The following is a 14,953-nucleotide window of genomic DNA, read 5'->3' as shown; positions in this document are numbered from 1 at the left end:
CGCGGCCACCGACCGGGTGATCGCTAGCGAATGTCGCAGGTCATGATCATTCGCTCGCCCTTGCGCTCCAGCTCGACCGCCAGCGTGTCCGCGCGCCGCAGCCGCGAGAATGTGGTCATCGCCGCGTCCGCGCCGATCAGCGGGAGGCCGTTGACGCTGAGCAGGAGGTCGCCGTTGCGATAGCCGAGCAGCCGCGGGAGCGAGCCAGGGCGGATCCCGTACAGCTTCAACCCGCGGACCACCCCGTCGCGCACCGACGGCATGATCCGCGCCTGACCGGCCAGGGCCGACGGGTCGGCCAGCAGCTCCGCGAGATATGTGCGATCGAGGGTGCAACGATTCTCCCCGGGGCAAGCGACGGCCCGCTCGAGGCCCGGCGGGAGCGACCGCATCGGCGGCACGGCAACCGCCGACACCGTCGTCGGCGTCACGTGAGCCAATTCATGGCTCGCAAGCCGGGCCCGAAGCTCGCCGGTCTGCACCCCGAGCTCGGCGACCGTGACGCGCAGCTCGGCGAGCGACCCCCCGGGGGCACGGCGCTCCCGCGGATCGTGGACCACGAAGAAGGCGAGCAAACTGGCAGCGACCGTGAGGCCGCCGAGCAGGCCTCCGACGATCGAGGCCGCGGGATCAGGACGAGGGACGGGCGAGAATGTCATGCAGGATCTCCTGCCGCGCCCCCGCAAGAACGAGACCACACGGCGACGCCGGAGTCATGAACGTTTGCCGCGAGACCACGGACCCGGCCTCGCCACATCGGCACGCCCTCGGTCCAGGTACGACCCCGTGTCATGCGGGCACCTGGCTCGCCCGGATGGTATCACCCTTGGCGGACGTTAGCGGTTGCGTCGTGGAGATCCGTCCGCTATTGTGGTCTAAATGTCACACGCTAAGCAGTGTTTTGTCATGTCTCTCCTCATCGGGGCCTGCGGCGACAGCACGGGCACCACCAGCGATGCAGCCACCACCACCACCGGGCAATCGACGACCGCGGATACAGGCCAGGAATCCACCACCGCGATGCCAACAACCGCGAACACACCCACAACGGGTGAGGTTCCTGGCACGAGCACCAGCTCCACCAGCTCCACCAGCTCCACCAGCTCCACCAGCGACACTGGCGATACCGCCGACACCATCGACCCGAGCGCGGCGACCACGGGCGATGACCCGGTCGTCTGCGGAGATGGCGAGGTCGCCGCGAGCGAGGCCTGTGACGACGGCAACAAGGACAACACCGACGCCTGCCTCGACACCTGCGTGGCCGCGAGCTGCGGCGACGGCTTCATCCAGGCCGACGTCGAGGCTTGCGACGATGCGAACGCCGACAACACTGACGCCTGCCTCGACACCTGCGCGGCCGCGAGCTGCGGCGACGGCTTCATCCAGACCGACGTCGAGGCCTGTGACGACGGCAACGCGGTCGAGGAGGACGGCTGCCTGGCGACCTGCGTGGAGGCCAGCTGCGGCGACAAGATCGTCTGGGAGGGCGTCGAGGCCTGCGACGACGGCAACATGGTCGATGATGACGCGTGCAGCAACACATGCGCGTCAGCCAGCTGCGGCGACGGCGTCGTCCAGGCCGGCCTCGGCGAGGAGTGCGACGACAAGAACCTGGTGGACACTGACGACTGCCTCAACTCCTGCAAGCTCTCCAGCTGCGGCGACGGCGTCGTCTGGGCGGGGAAGGAAGATTGCGACGATGGCGGGGCGAACAACGACGAGACGGGCCCGTGCCGGACGGACTGCACGCTCTGCGAGTGTCAGGGCAACGACTTGATGGGTATGACCTGTGGGGACTTCGGGTTCTCGTGCGGCGCCCTCGCGTGCGACGGTTGCGGCTTCGACACGGGGGACTGCGCCAGCCCCGGAGCGCCCAACTTCATGGGCAAGGTCGGGCCGAGCTTCAACGACGGTTGCTGGCAGCAGTGTGAGGGCTACCTCGACGTCAACGGCGGAGACGACATCCCGACCGCGTGGGGCAACGACTGTGTTGGCGTCGAATTCAGCCGCCTGCGTGTCGTGTGCGGCACCGGCCTCAACTCGTACCGCTACATCACCGTCGAGAAGAACGTGTTCAAGGACGGCCTGAACGGATACCCGGAGAACGGGCTGATCTCGGAGGCGAAGGACCAGGGCGGCGCGGGCTTCCCGATCGACAACGTGATCTACGCGGAGAACAACCAGCCGAACACCGGCCGCAGCTGGTGGAACGGCGGCAATGGCTGCGACGAGAACTCCACGAACATCACCTTCAACAACTTCTGCACATACGAGGCATCGAATTGCTTCGGCCAGAACATCCAGGGCGAGCGCTACCTGTGGGTGTACGTGGCACCGTGAGCCGCGGCGTGTCGGGCCGTGTCGGGCCAGCGCCGCGGCGCTCCGCGGTGGACCGCGCCGCCCGGCCCGGCATATGCTCGCGCCGCGCATGACCTGGTACACCGGCGATCCCACCTACGACACCGTCCTCGCCCTCGCGCTCGGCTTCGCCGCGCTGGTCGCCCTCACCGCCCCCTTCGTGGCCTCGCCCTACGGCCGCTTCGCCTCCGACAAATTCGGCCTGGCCCTCGACCCGCGACTCGGGTGGTTCCTCATGGAGCTGCCCGCGACCGTCAGCTTCCTCTACTTCTTCTTTCGCGGCCCGCACCACGCCGACACCGTGCCGCTGGTGTTCCTGTGCATCTGGCTGGTCCACTACGGCAACCGCGGCTTCTACTTCCCGCTCTCGATCCGCTCCCCGCACGGCGCCCGCGCCAGCTTCTCGCTCATGGTGATCGCCGTCGGATGGCTCGTCACGGGCATGCACGGCTACCTCCACGCCGCGTTCTTCACCAGCCACGCCACCCATTACACGAGCGCCTGGCTCTGCGATCCCCGCTTCCTCATCGGCCTGCCGATCTACGCGGTGTCGCTGGCGCTCAACATCCACTCCGACGCGATCGTCCGCGGCCTGCGCAGCCGCGACGAGGTCGCGCTCGGCGAGCGAGTCTACCGGATCCCCCGCGGCGGCCTGTTCCGCTGGGTGAGCTCGCCGAGCTACCTCACCGAGCTCACGGCCTGGGCCGGCCTCGCCCTGTGCACCTGGTCGCTCGCGGGCGTCTTCATCTTCGCCGTCAGCGCGGCCAACCTGGTGCCGCGCGCCCTCTCGACCCACCGCTGGTATCGCGAGCGCTTCCCCGACTACCCGCGCGAGCGCCGGGCCCTGATCCCCTTCCTGATGTGAAGACCACCCGCGTGACGGAAAGCGCGGCCCGGTGTAGAGTCGACGATCGTGACTACCCCGCGAATCCTCGTCCTCGCCGCGCTCCTCATCCATTGCGGTGACTCCAAGGGCGGCACCACCACGACCGTCAGCGCCACGGAGACGACCGACGCGACCAGCCCCACCACGACGACGCTCGAGCCGACCACCAGCGCCGCCGCGAGCTCCGGCAGCGCCGGCAGCACGAGCGGCATTGGCATGACCGACAGCGGCACCGGAGCCGAGACCAGCGTCGCCAGCACCACCAGTGCGGCGACCAGCGCCACCACCAGCGGCGAACCAGGCACCACCACGGACATGAGCTCCACGGCCGCCAGCACGAGCAGCGACACCGGGACCACCGGCGGCGAGCTCCTCGATTGCACGGATAACCCGAACGCCTGCCCGCCCGGCTTCGGCTGCGCCTGCGGCGGCCCGGGCCCGGGCCCGCACCCGTGCAAATGCGGCGCCGACTGCCTCAGCGACATCGACTGTGACAACCCCGCCCAGCCGCTCTGCTGCGGCGGCGGCATGGGCATGCAGGGCGTGTGCACCGACGCCTGCACCTGCCTCTGCGAATGACCAGCGCTCCGCTCAGGCCGCCGTCCGGGCGAAGAACCACCGCTTGAGCCTCTCGGTGGCGATCGCGTATGCGCAGGTGATGCCGAGCATCGTCAGCAGCAGCGGCAGCGGCAGCGGCACGAAGCCGAAGGCGCCCGCACCCGGCGCGTAGGGCACCGCCACGGCGATCACAGCCACCACCACCGTGCTCCACAGCAGCAGCGCGCCGGGGCGGCTGCGCAGCGCCGGGCGTCGCGTCCGCACGACCATCGCCACCGCCAGCTCGGTCAGCAGCGACAGCACGAACCACCCGGTGCGAAACACCTCCGGCGCGGCGTGAAACACCAGCAACAGCGCCGCGAATGTCAGCAGATCGAAGGCCGAGCTGAGCGCGCCGAACCAGGTCATGAACCGGCGGATCACGCCCATGTCCCAGCGCTGCGGCTTCTGCAGCGACTCCGCGTCGACCGCGTCGTTCGCCAGTCCGAACGCCGGAATGTCGGACAGGAAGTTATTGAGCAGGATCTGCCCCGCGAGCAGCGGGAAGAACGGCAGCACGACCGACGCCACCGCCATGCTCAGCATGTTGCCGAGGTTCGCGCTCGTGGTCGTCATGACATACTTGAGCGTGTTGGCGAAGGTCTCGCGCCCCGCGAGCACGCCGCGCAGCAGCACGTCGAGGTCCGGCCGCAGCAGCACCAGGTCGGCGGCCTCCTTGGCGACATCGACCGCAGCTTCGACGGAGACGCCGACGTCGGCGGCGTGCAGCGCCGGCGCATCGTTGACGCCGTCGCCGAGGTAACCGACCACGTGCCCGGTCTTCTTGAGCGCGAGGATAATGCGCTCCTTCTGATTTGGATCGACCTCCGCGAAGATGTCCGTCCGCTCGGCCACGTGCCACAAGGCCTCGTCGCGCATCCCCGCGATCTCGGCGCCGGTCAGCGCCGCCGCCTCCGCGAGCCCGACCTGGCGGCCGATGTGACGCGCCACGTGGAGGTTGTCGCCGGTGATCATCTTCAACGCCACGCCGTGGGCCCGCAGCGCGGCGATCGTCGCCTCGATCCCGGGCTTCGGCGGATCGTGAAACAGCAGGAACCCGGCCAGCTCGAGCTCCCGCTCGTCGTCACGCGTATAGCTGGACCGCCGCTCGACCACCCGGCTGGCCACCGCGAGCACGCGAAAGCCCGCGTTGCCGCGCTCCGCGACGAAGGCCTCGATCGCGGCCGCCCGCGCCGCATCGATGCCAGTACACACCCCGAGCACGCCGCCGACCGCGCCCTTGGTGATCAAGATCGCGGCCCCGCCCTCGTCGACGACCACCGACAAGCGCTTGCGGGTGAAGTCGTAGGGGATCTCGTCGAGCTTCTCCGGCGCCACCTCGCCCGGGCAGGCCGCGACGATCGCCTCGTCGAGCGGGTTCTCGATCCCCGCCTCGAGCGCGGCGTTGCAGAACGCCAGCCGGCGCACCCGCGGCGACGCCTGGCCGCGCTCGTCGACCGCCGCGTCGAGGCGGACCACCCCCGCCGTCAGCGTCCCGGTCTTGTCCGAGCACAGCACGTCCATGCTGCCAAAATCCTCGATCGCGCTCAGGCGCCGGACCAGCACCCCGACCCCGGCCATCCGCGTGGCGCTCCGCGCCAGGTTGATCATCAAGATCGCCGGCAGCAGCTCCGGCGTCAGCCCGACCGCCAGCGCCACCGCGAACAGCAGCGACTCGATCGGCGGCTTGTGGACCAGCAAATTGAGCGCGAGCACCACCAATGTCAGGACCAGCATCAGCCAGGTCAGCAGGCCGCCGAAGCGCCGCAGACCGCGGTTGAACTCCGTCTCGGGCGCGCGCAGCTTGAGCCGATCGGCGATGCGTCCGTACTCTGTGGCCGCGCCGGTGGCCACGACCACCGCCGTGGCCGTGCCGCTGCGAACATTCGTGCCCATGAACAGGCTGTTGCGCCGCTCGGCGAGGCCGCGGGCGCCCTCGATCGCGCCCGGGCGCTTCTCCACCGGGAAGCTCTCGCCGGTCAACACAGCCTCGCTGACGAAGAAGTCGTGCGCGTCGAGGACGATCGCGTCGGCCGCGATGAGCGTGCCCGCCGACAGCACGAGCACGTCGCCAGGCACGATCTCCGCCGTCGGCACGCTCGCCTCGGCGCCGTCGCGGCGCACCCGCACGCGCAGGGCCACGCGCGCCCGCAGGCGGTCGATCGCCCGGCCAGCCGCATACTCGCGCCAGGCGCTGATCGCCCCCGAGAGCACGACGATCGCCCCGATCACCACCGAGTCGGTCCACTCGCCCGCGACCGCCGACACCCCCGCCGCCGCGACGAGGATAAGGACCAGCGGGCTGGCGAACTGGCGCAGCACCAGGCGGGGCGTCGTCCAGCGGCTCGCGGCCGCCAGCTCATTGCGCCCGAACCGCGCCAGCCGCGAGCGCGCCGCCTCGGAGCTCAGGCCCGTTGCATCGACGCCGAGCCGGGCGAGCAGCTCCGCCGGCGTCAGCGTCCACGGCGAGGGCTCCGTCATATCAGCTCCGGTCGAAGAGCGAGGCCCGCGCCGTCACGACATACGCATATTCCGGGGCGACCCGCTCCGTGCGCCCGCGGAGGCATCCCCCGTGACTGGCAGCTCTCGCGGACACGCCAGCAGTCTGTTGTCCAGCGCGTGATTGTGTCTAGTCCACATACGCGGGCTCCGCCCGACGCGGTCACACGCCTGAGCCCCGCGGAGCTTGACCTCGCGGACCCAGCAATGAAATCCTGGCGCCGCATGAAAGTGACACATATCGCCGGCTGGATGTCGCTCGGGGCGCTCCTCGCGTGCGGCAAACCACCCGCGGATACCACGCCGGCCGAGCCAGCGCCGGCGTCGACAAGGCCGGACTCGCCGCCGCCAGAGCAACCGCCAAACGGGGTGGCCAACGGGGTGGCGCCGCCCGCCGAGCCAGCGCAGCCCGAGCCAGCGCCCGCCGACGGCGAGTTCGGGATCACGGACTGCGATACGTACATGCAGCGCGTCGCCGTCTGCGACCCCTATGAAAAGCACCCGGACATCGGCAAGCTCATCATCGACAAATGGAGGCGACTGAAGGCGGAGGGCAACCTCGCCGACCTCGAGAAGCTGTGCTCACGCGCCCTGGCGCTCTACGAATGCCAGGCAAAGTGACACCAATTCGATCGGCGGCCGCTCGCCATGAATCCGGCGCGCGCAGCATCGCCCGCCGCGCACCAGCACCACGGGGCCCGCGAGCACCCGCGGACGATCATCACGCGAGTTGCGGTCCGCGCCGCGGCGGGCGTACCATCCGACGATGCGCTCGCTGCTCGCCCTCCTCTGCCTCGCTCCCCTCGCTTGCGGCGACTCTGGCGGCGGCAGCGGAGGCGGCAGCGAGACGACCAGCGCGACCAGCCTCACCCCGACCAGCGAGCCCACCACGGCCGCGCCGACCAGCACCACCGGAGCCAGCGGCGCGAGCGCGAGCGCGACCAGCACGCTCGGTGAATCCACCAGCCCGGTCAGCGCCAGCAGCACCGGCGACGGCCCCAAGTTCGACCTCGGCAGCATGCCCGACCTCGGCGGCAGCCCCTGCGGCGGCGACACCGGCGGCAATCAACCCGAGTTCTCATACATCTGGGTCGCCAACAGCGGCGAGGGCACGATCAGCAAGATCGACACCCAGACGCTGGTGGAGCAGGGCCGCTATCGCGTGCGCCCCGACTCCGCCGGCAGCCCCTCGCGCACCAGCGTGAACCTCTCCGGCGACGTCGCGGTCGCCAACCGCCTCGGCGGCGTCACCAAGGTCTACGCCGAGATGGCCGACTGCAAGGAGAGCAACGGCCAGCCCGGCATCCAGACCTCCAGCAACAACATCTCGCTGGCCTGGGGCGAGGAGGAGTGCATCGCCTGGCACACGCCCTTCGCCTTCACCACCCAGCGGCCGGTCGCGTGGGCCCCGGGCACCCTGAACCCCGCGACCTGCAAGTACGAGAACGAGAAGCTGTGGACCGCCGGCGGCCAGAACAACATCGCCGACAGCCTCACGATCCACCGCCTCAACGGCGAGACCGGGGCGATCGAGGACACCATCGCGATGCCCGACGTCTTTCACGGCTACTTCGGCGCCTACGGCGGCGCGGTCAACCAGGCCGGCGACTTCTGGTTCATCACCTACGACCTCCCGAGCACCCTGGTCCGCGTCGACGCCAAGACCCTCGCCTACGAGAAGTTCTCGGTGCCCAACGGCCTGTGCCCCTACGGCTTCGCGGTCGACAGCAAGGGCCGCCCCTGGACCGGCTCGTTCTGCCAGGCGAGCGCCCGCTTCACCCCGGAGACCCAGGCCTGGGACCAGTTCCCCGTGCTCGGCTACGGCCTCCAGCAGGACGCCGACGGCCGCATGTGGATCGCCGACTACTCCCTCCCCGGCACCCGGGCGATCGACCCCGAGAGCCTCGCCATCCTCGACACGATCCCCCTCAACTCGGGCTCGGTGAAGGGCATCAGCATCGACTTCTATGGCTACGTCTGGGTCGTCGACATGAACCAAAGCGCCTTCCGCGTCGACCCCGATGACCACAGCGTCCTCTCCTACGACGGCCTGGTCGGCCCCTACACCTACAGCGACATGACCGGCTGGGGCCTCAGCAACGTCGCCAACCCGCAAGGCTGATATGTCGGACCTCACCCGCAGCCTCGGAATCCTCGGCCTCGTCGCCGCCTGCGGCCCCACGGCCCCGCAGACGGATAGCAGCACCAGCGCCGACGGCACTGACACGGGACCCACCACCGACAGCGACCCCACCGGCACGAGCACCGAGCCGACCACCACCACGCCGCCCGAATGCATCGACTCGAGCGACTGCGCGGGGACCTACTGCGGCTACTGCGACCAGGGCGTGTGCAAGCAAGGCGGCGGCTGCTGCGGCTACTACGAGGGCCCGAGGCGACATCCCGACGCCCAGCGCTGGCGCTGCAGCCCGCCCTACGATTGCTATGACGACGAGCAGTGCGGCTACCAGGAGGTCTGCGAGTACGGTGAATGTGTGCCCATGCGGATGCCGCCGATACCGCCGATACCGCTGCCCGCCTGCGACGACCCCGGCGTGATCGTCCAGCAGTGGCAGCTCAGCGTCAGCCCGGGCGCCTTCCTGCTCGCCGACCTCGACGCCGACGGCGACCTCGACCTCGCGGCCGCCCAGCCCAGCGTCGCCCAGATCGAGATCGCGCTCAACGACGGCGCCGGCAACTTCATGGTCGCGGGCGCCTTCGGGGTCGGCGCGCCCACCATCTCGCTCAGCCTCGCCAGCGGCGACCTCGACGGCGACGCGGACATCGACCTCGCCGTGGTCGGCCCGGCCCCGAACGACGGCCTCACCTTGCTGTTCGGACAGGACGCCGTGTTCACCCCGCAGCCGCCGCTGCTGCTCGTGCCCGGCACCGCGACCGTCTTCATCGCCGACGTCAACCTCGACACCTTCGCCGACGTGGTCACCGTCAGCCCGATCGGCGTCGCCACCCGCCTCGGCGACGCCAAGGCCGACTTCTCGCAGTCGCTCTTCGCCCTCGACCAGCCGCTCGACGTGCGCGCAAGCCTCGTCGACATCAACCGCGACGACCGCCTCGACGTCGTCGGGGCGGTCGCCGGCAGCAACGTCATCGGCGTGTGGTCGGGCGTCGGCGACGGCAGCTTCATCCCGCTAACCGCCCTCGACTCCGCCTCCAACCAGCCCCCCGCGGTCCTCGCCGGCGACCTCAACCAGGAGCCCCAGCCCGCCCTGGATGACCTGCCCGCGCTGGTCAGCGCCCACTTCTTCAATCGCTCCAGCGTGCTCGCGGTGCGGGCCGGCATCAACGCCCCGGAGCGCTTCGCGGCCCCGGTCGAGTTCGCCATCAGCCTGCCGCTCAGCGGCGGCGCGCTGGTCGAGCTGGGGGGACCCGCGGGCCCCGACCTGCTCGCCGCCACCGGGGCGCCGAACCTGCTGCTCGCGCTCGGCGACGCCAAGGGCGGCTTCATGTGCGAGCGCGTCGTGCCCACCGACGCCCCGACAGTGCAGTCACTGTTGGCCGCCGGCGACCTCAACGGAGACGGGCGCGTCGACCTCGTGGTCGGCGATCCAAACAGCCCGACGATCAGCGTATTGCTCGCGCAGTGAAGCATGACTGCAGCTATTTCGCGCGCAGCAGCGGCGTGGCGAGCCACGGGTCGCGATTGAGCTCTTCCGCCAACCCATTGCCGAGAGTGCCGTCGCTGAAGCCCCAGCACAGCGCACGCTGATCAGCGGTCGCCGCACAGCCGAAGGACGACCCCACCGCGATACTCGTGACCCTGGACAGACCGGTGACCGGCCGCGTCTCCTTGTAGATCCCGTCCCAGCAAGCGACCGCACCGTCGGCGTCGCGCGTGCAGTAGTAATCCGGAGTCCCGGCGAACTCGAGCTTGCTCCCCGGCGGCAGCACGCGGGTCCGGGTATCCGGCGTCTGCCCGTCCCAGCAGTCCACGGCGCCGTCCGTATGCGTCGCGCAGAAGTAACCACCGACACTCGTGAGCGACTCGACCTCCGCGAGACCCTCGACCGCCCTGGGCCGCTCGTCGATCAAGCCGCTGAGCAGAAAATCCAGGCGGAGGCACTCCACGGTGCCTCCGACCATCACGCCGCACACCCGCTCGTCCGCAGCCCCGGCCACGTGCTTGACCTCGGGCCACGCGAACATCCGCCGCGCTCGCAGGTCGTCCTTCGTCCAGCACGACAGCGACGAGTCCCTGCCGAGGGCGCAGACCTCGTGCCAGCCGAACAGCAGCTCGGCCGCTGGCGTGAGCTCCTCGATCCGCCGCGGCTCGGCGCTCCGGATGTCCGGTCCCCAGCAGTGCACCGCGCCGTCGGCGAGGAGGGCGCAGGTGGCCTCGGTACCCCGACCGATCTGCGTCACCGGTGCGGGCAAGCTGAGCGGCACCGCGTACAGCCGGTACTGACCGCTGGCGTCGATCTCCTGGTTCTCATTGGGCCCCCAGCACCACGCCACACCGTCGGCCCTGATCGCACAACCACCCCGCGGCGCGACCCAGACGCTGGTGACCGCGTCGATCGGCGTGAGCGCGGGCGAGCACCCTCCCGCTGCGAACGAGAGCACACCTGCCACCAATCTCCAGTGAGCGCTCCGCATCGGCATCCATCCTCGCGGCCCAGCCTAACAGAGGTCACGCATCGGTGGTCGACACCCACTTCGTCGCTACGCGCGGTCCGGACAGCCTCGGCAGACGCGGGTCCGTGCGCGACCGCGGAGTTATTGCGCGCCCCGGCCCGCGTCCGGTCATCGCCACCATGGTAGGGTGTCGGCATGGCTGGATCATTTCATGGGTATGGGCGTGCGCGGCGGCTCTCGTGGGTCGCGCTGGGCGCGATGGTCGTCGGCTGCGGCGACGACGGAGGGCGCACCTCCGACAACAGCGGCAACAGCTCGATCACCGAGGCCGGCTCCGGCACCGCCGAGACCACGCCGACCACCACCGCGACCGCGAGCGTGAGCGTCGGCGAGAGCAGCGGCGGCTCGAACTCCGTCAGCGACTCGCAGAGCACGCCGAGCACGGTCTCCGACGCGACCTCGGTCAGCGACAGCGCCACCACCGACGCGACCTCCGCGAGCGCCTCCGATCCGGGCAGCAGCACCGGCCCCGTCAGCGCCTCCGACTCCGACTCCACCGGCACCACCGGCGAGCCGCCGCCGAACTGCGAGGGCATGGGCATGGGCGGCTTCGACTTCAGCTACCTCTGGGTCGCCAACACCGATCAAGGCAGCATCTCGAAGGTCAATACCGAGACCCTGGTCGAGGAGGCCCGCTACTTCTCCGACCTCACGCAATCGGGGGCGTCCAGCCCGTCACGCACCTCGGTCAACATCACCGGCCGCTTCGTCGTCGTGTCCAATCGCAACACCGGCTGGGTCACCAAGGTCGCCGCCAACAAGGCCGACTGCATCGACAAGAACGGCAATGGCATGATCGAGACCTCGCCCGACAAGGACACCTTGCTGCCCTGGGGCAGCGACGAGTGCCAGCTGTGGAGCACCCAGGTCACCAACAACGTCTTTAGCGGCGGCGCTGGCCCGCGCGGGACCACCTGGACCCCCGGCGACTTCAACAAGGAGACCTGCCAATTCGACAATCAGAAGGTCTGGGTCGGCTGGCTCACCGGCCCCGGGCAGGCCGTCATGGGTCGCCTCGACGGCGAGACCGGCGCGCTCGAGGTGACCGTGCCGCTGCCCAACTGGCCGCTCTACGACGCCCCCAACGGCTACGCCCCCTACGGCGCGGCGGTCGACGCCGCCGGTTATGTGTGGACCTCGGCCGTCTTCTCGGACTCGACCTGGCGCATCGACCCGGTGACGCTGGAGGTCAAGCAGTACTCCGGCGGCAACGGCGACGCGCACTACGGCATGACCACGGACAGCAAGGGCAAGGTGTGGTTCGCCAACTATACCGGCCACGGCGGCGTCAGCATGTTCGACCCGATGACCGAGCAGTTCACGATCATCCCGGGCTCGACGGGCAACCTGTTCCGCGGGATCGCGGTCGGCGCGGACGGCAACGTGTGGGCCGCCAACAACGGCGGCGCGCTCGGCTGCGGCCTGATCCAGATCAGCGCCGACACCCTCACCGTCGTCACCTTCCATCAATTCGACCAGTGCGGCACCCCGGTCGGCGTCAGCATCGACGTCGCCGGCAAGGTCTGGATGGTCGACTACAACGGCTGGGCCTACAAGATCGACCCCGAGACCTACGCCAAGGAGCTCGTGCCGATCGCCAACGTCCACTACACGTACTCGGACATGACCGGCGGCGGCCTCCTCAACGCCGTGATGCCGCAGTAGCGCCCGCGGCGGCGCCCCGCAAGACGCGTCGCCTGCCTGGCCGCTCCAGGTCCCGCGAAACACGATAGGGAGGTCCAAATATGCGCGCCTTGGCGATTGTCCTGCTGTGTAATCTTGGGTGTCGCAGCGCCCCGGGCGCGGGTGAGCCAGCCCGCGTCGCCGAGCCGCCCGCCGAAGCCCCGCCCGCCGCCGAGACCATGACCTACGTCTCCGGGGCGAAGGTCGGCCCACCGGCCCCGACCGGCGAGCCAGCGCTCGAGACCGACGCCGCCGAGGCGAAGCGGGTCGCGGCGGTCGCAGGGATCCCGGCCAAGCTCGACACCATCGCAGCGGCCAGGGAGCTCGCGCTCGGCGCGGCCGACGGCGCATTCGGACAGACCGGCGAGCGCCTGATGACGCCGGCGCTCGTGCCCGCGTGGCCGGCCGAAAAGCGTGCGCTGATCTTCGTGGTCTATCCGCTGACCTCGAGCAAGACCGGCATCAATCGCTTCGTCGTCGGCGCGCCCGTCGAGGTCACGGTCGATCTGCTCGACGGGACCACCGCCACGCGCAAGCTCCGGCGCAGCGCCGTGCTCGGCGAGATCGAGGTCGGCCGCGACTCCTCGACCGTCCGCCAGAACATCGACACCGCCGAGCAGACGCTGATCGATCTGCTGCTCGAGCGCCGCAGCGTCGATCGCTCGCTGGTCCTGCTCGACGGCTACCGCGAGTGGTTCAACCACCACCTGGACGTCATGACCGACCTCGACCACCGCATGCCGAAGGGGCTCCGCTGGCTCCGCCAGCCGCAGGTCCCCTGAGCGCCTCGCGGCCGCGCAGGTCGAAACATCGCCGTGACGCGGACCGCCGCGATGCTCAGCGAAGGACCGGACCGGGCCCGGCGAGCGCGTGGAGCACCGGCTCGAGCCGGCCGGCGATCACCGCACAGCTCGCGGCCTCCGGCTCGATCGCCTGGAGCCCTCCGAGCGTCTCGCGGCGCCCTGGCACGAGCGGACTGGTGGCGAGCCGCCGCGCACTGCGTTCATTGGCATCGCGGTCGACGTACACCAGGGTCAGCGCCGCGAAGCTCCCGCGCGGCGTGAGCCGCAGGCGCAGCCCCTGGGCCGCCCGCTCCACCGCGAGCGCCGCGGGCTCGGGGCGCCCGTGGCCTGCGAGCACGCGGCCGTCGACGACGCCGATCGACCACTGCCGCAGCCCCCCCGCGGTGTCGCCCAGGCAATGATCCATGTAGTTCAGCGCCGGCTCGGCCAGCCACAGCTCGAGCTGGTCGCCCGGCGTGAGCTGGTCGTCCTCCACCTCGATCAGCAGCGTCGTCGCGGCCTCGCCCGCCGCCGCCACCACCCGCATCGCCGCGTCGTTCGGGCCCCCCGGCGAGCCGTCCTTCAGCGCGAGCGCGCAACCACCGAGCCCCGCCTCCTTCCAGCCGCCGCCGGTGAACGCGGCGTCGATCGCCACCGCCGGGATCAGCGAATATGTGAGCTCGACCTGTGAGCCCTCCGCGACCTCGCTCGGCTCACCCGTCGCGCGGTCGCAGGGCGGGCTGTACCAGCTCACCTCGCCCGCGAAGCGATCGAAGCTCCAGCTGCGGCGCTCGACGTTTGGCCCGAACACGAAGGACCCGTCGCCGCTGCGCTCGCGCAGCCGCAGCGGTGCGAGCTCGAAGCGCCGCGTCGAGCTCCACCGCCAGTTCGACCCGCCCGAGCTCGCATGCTCGAGGCTGTCGTCACCGATCGTCACCGTGTCCTCGCCGAGTCCCGCCGCCCCGTTGCCGTCGTTGCACACCGAGAACAGCTGCTGGACGGCCTCGGGTGCCCGCTGCTCGCCGACCACCAGCCAGTACTCGATCTCCCGGCACCGCCCGCTCGCGCCCGGCCAGAAGCTGTCCTGCGACCCCTCCTCCGCGAAGCCATCGTCCGTCGTGGCCACCTCGGCCGGCGCGTCGCTCCGCGGCGAACGCGATCCCAGGTCGACGCTCAGCACCGTCAGCGTCCGCCCGGCCGGGTCCTGCCCGGCCGCGCGTGCGCGACGAACCTCGCAGGGCGACCGCTCGCCGCACACGCGGGCCTGCAGCGCGGGCCCAGGGTCAGCTGCCGCTGGAGCCGCGGGGACCCCAGGCCCCGCCGACTCCACCGTGCGCACTGCCACCGGCGCGGCGATCGGCGCCGTCGGAGCGCACGCAAACAACGCCCCGCCAGCGATCACCCCACGCACCGCGCCGCTGCCGGACATCGATCGATCCTAAGCCAACAACGCCGCCCCTCGCAATCGCGGGCGGGCGTATCCTGACCTGCC

General features: G+C 70.5%; 12 protein-coding genes. 8 read left to right on the top strand and 4 right to left on the bottom strand.

Annotated elements, in window-relative coordinates; genetic code table 11:
* Positions 1-23 precede the first annotated feature (23 nt).
* A complete protein-coding gene (locus IPJ59_RS28360) occupies positions 24-659 on the bottom strand; it encodes a hypothetical protein (protein WP_293261458.1) in 636 nt (211 codons plus the stop codon).
* A 247-nt stretch (positions 660-906) separates the two neighbouring features.
* Between IPJ59_RS28360 and IPJ59_RS28355 the strand changes: the two genes are divergently transcribed.
* The 3 genes from IPJ59_RS28355 (at position 907) to IPJ59_RS28345 (ending at position 3,826) form a co-directional block, all read left to right on the top strand.
* The gene (locus IPJ59_RS28355; RefSeq protein WP_293261461.1) at positions 907-2,343 is read left to right on the top strand and encodes a DUF4215 domain-containing protein; all 1,437 of its coding nucleotides are present in this window, start codon (positions 907-909) and stop codon (positions 2,341-2,343) included.
* Between the two features lie 88 nt (positions 2,344-2,431).
* Positions 2,432-3,226, top strand: a complete 795-nt coding sequence (locus tag IPJ59_RS28350) for a phosphatidylethanolamine N-methyltransferase family domain-containing protein (RefSeq protein WP_293261464.1) — start codon at positions 2,432-2,434, stop codon at positions 3,224-3,226.
* A gap of 48 nt (positions 3,227-3,274) precedes the next feature.
* The gene (locus IPJ59_RS28345; protein WP_293274118.1) at positions 3,275-3,826 is read left to right on the top strand and encodes a hypothetical protein; all 552 of its coding nucleotides are present in this window, start codon (positions 3,275-3,277) and stop codon (positions 3,824-3,826) included.
* Between the two features lie 12 nt (positions 3,827-3,838).
* Here IPJ59_RS28345 and mgtA read toward each other — a convergent pair whose 3' ends face one another.
* Complete coding sequence (gene mgtA, locus IPJ59_RS28340) at positions 3,839-6,325, bottom strand: magnesium-translocating P-type ATPase (RefSeq protein ID WP_293274117.1); 2,487 nt, start codon at positions 6,323-6,325, stop codon at positions 3,839-3,841.
* Between the two features lie 243 nt (positions 6,326-6,568).
* Here mgtA and IPJ59_RS28335 point away from each other — a divergent pair, with 243 nt between their 5' ends.
* From IPJ59_RS28335 to IPJ59_RS28325, 3 genes are all read left to right on the top strand, one after another.
* Positions 6,569-6,964 carry a hypothetical protein gene (locus tag IPJ59_RS28335; RefSeq protein WP_293261473.1) on the top strand — a complete coding sequence of 132 codons (396 nt, stop codon included), beginning with the start codon at positions 6,569-6,571 and terminating at the stop codon, positions 6,962-6,964.
* 145 nt (positions 6,965-7,109) lie between these two features.
* Entirely contained in the window at positions 7,110-8,465 is a 1,356-nt protein-coding gene (locus tag IPJ59_RS28330; protein WP_293274116.1) for a Vgb family protein, read from the top strand.
* A 1-nt stretch (position 8,466) separates the two neighbouring features.
* On the top strand, positions 8,467-9,948 hold the full coding sequence (locus tag IPJ59_RS28325; protein ID WP_293274115.1) for an FG-GAP repeat domain-containing protein: 1,482 nt from the start codon (positions 8,467-8,469) through the stop codon (positions 9,946-9,948).
* A gap of 13 nt (positions 9,949-9,961) precedes the next feature.
* On the opposite strand, the gene IPJ59_RS28320 is transcribed toward IPJ59_RS28325, so the two are convergent.
* Positions 9,962-10,924 (bottom strand): RCC1 domain-containing protein, encoded by a 963-nt coding sequence (locus IPJ59_RS28320; RefSeq protein ID WP_293261482.1) that lies wholly within the window; start codon positions 10,922-10,924, stop codon positions 9,962-9,964.
* Between the two features lie 207 nt (positions 10,925-11,131).
* Here IPJ59_RS28320 and IPJ59_RS28315 point away from each other — a divergent pair, with 207 nt between their 5' ends.
* Positions 11,132-12,661: a Vgb family protein gene (locus tag IPJ59_RS28315; RefSeq protein ID WP_293274114.1), complete on the top strand. Its 1,530-nt coding sequence runs from the start codon at positions 11,132-11,134 to the stop codon at positions 12,659-12,661.
* An 80-nt stretch (positions 12,662-12,741) separates the two neighbouring features.
* The gene (locus IPJ59_RS28310) at positions 12,742-13,461 is read left to right on the top strand and encodes a hypothetical protein (protein ID WP_293274113.1); all 720 of its coding nucleotides are present in this window, start codon (positions 12,742-12,744) and stop codon (positions 13,459-13,461) included.
* 55 nt (positions 13,462-13,516) lie between these two features.
* Here the strand turns inward: IPJ59_RS28310 and IPJ59_RS28305 are convergent, their stop codons facing one another.
* On the bottom strand, positions 13,517-14,890 hold the full coding sequence (locus IPJ59_RS28305) for a hypothetical protein (protein WP_293274112.1): 1,374 nt from the start codon (positions 14,888-14,890) through the stop codon (positions 13,517-13,519).
* Positions 14,891-14,953: the final 63 nt, after the last annotated feature.

Origin of the sequence: Nannocystis sp. (assembly GCF_016714285.1) — a bacterium.
In the GTDB taxonomy this organism is placed as follows: domain Bacteria; phylum Myxococcota_A; class Polyangia; order Nannocystales; family Nannocystaceae; genus Nannocystis.
The sequence above is the reverse complement of the archived record's forward strand: the minus strand, read 5'-3'. Positions and strand labels throughout refer to the sequence as shown.

Coding starts and splice junctions, on each gene's coding strand:
- IPJ59_RS28360 (WP_293261458.1), bottom strand. CDS start 659: ATGACATTCTCGCCCGTCCCTCGTCCTGATCCCGCGGCCTCGATCGTC.
- IPJ59_RS28355 (WP_293261461.1), top strand. CDS start 907: ATGTCTCTCCTCATCGGGGCCTGCGGCGACAGCACGGGCACCACCAGC.
- IPJ59_RS28350 (WP_293261464.1), top strand. CDS start 2,432: ATGACCTGGTACACCGGCGATCCCACCTACGACACCGTCCTCGCCCTC.
- mgtA (WP_293274117.1), bottom strand. CDS start 6,325: ATGACGGAGCCCTCGCCGTGGACGCTGACGCCGGCGGAGCTGCTCGCC.
- IPJ59_RS28335 (WP_293261473.1), top strand. CDS start 6,569: ATGAAAGTGACACATATCGCCGGCTGGATGTCGCTCGGGGCGCTCCTC.
- IPJ59_RS28330 (WP_293274116.1), top strand. CDS start 7,110: ATGCGCTCGCTGCTCGCCCTCCTCTGCCTCGCTCCCCTCGCTTGCGGC.
- IPJ59_RS28325 (WP_293274115.1), top strand. CDS start 8,467: ATGTCGGACCTCACCCGCAGCCTCGGAATCCTCGGCCTCGTCGCCGCC.
- IPJ59_RS28315 (WP_293274114.1), top strand. CDS start 11,132: ATGGCTGGATCATTTCATGGGTATGGGCGTGCGCGGCGGCTCTCGTGG.
- IPJ59_RS28310 (WP_293274113.1), top strand. CDS start 12,742: ATGCGCGCCTTGGCGATTGTCCTGCTGTGTAATCTTGGGTGTCGCAGC.
- IPJ59_RS28305 (WP_293274112.1), bottom strand. CDS start 14,890: ATGTCCGGCAGCGGCGCGGTGCGTGGGGTGATCGCTGGCGGGGCGTTG.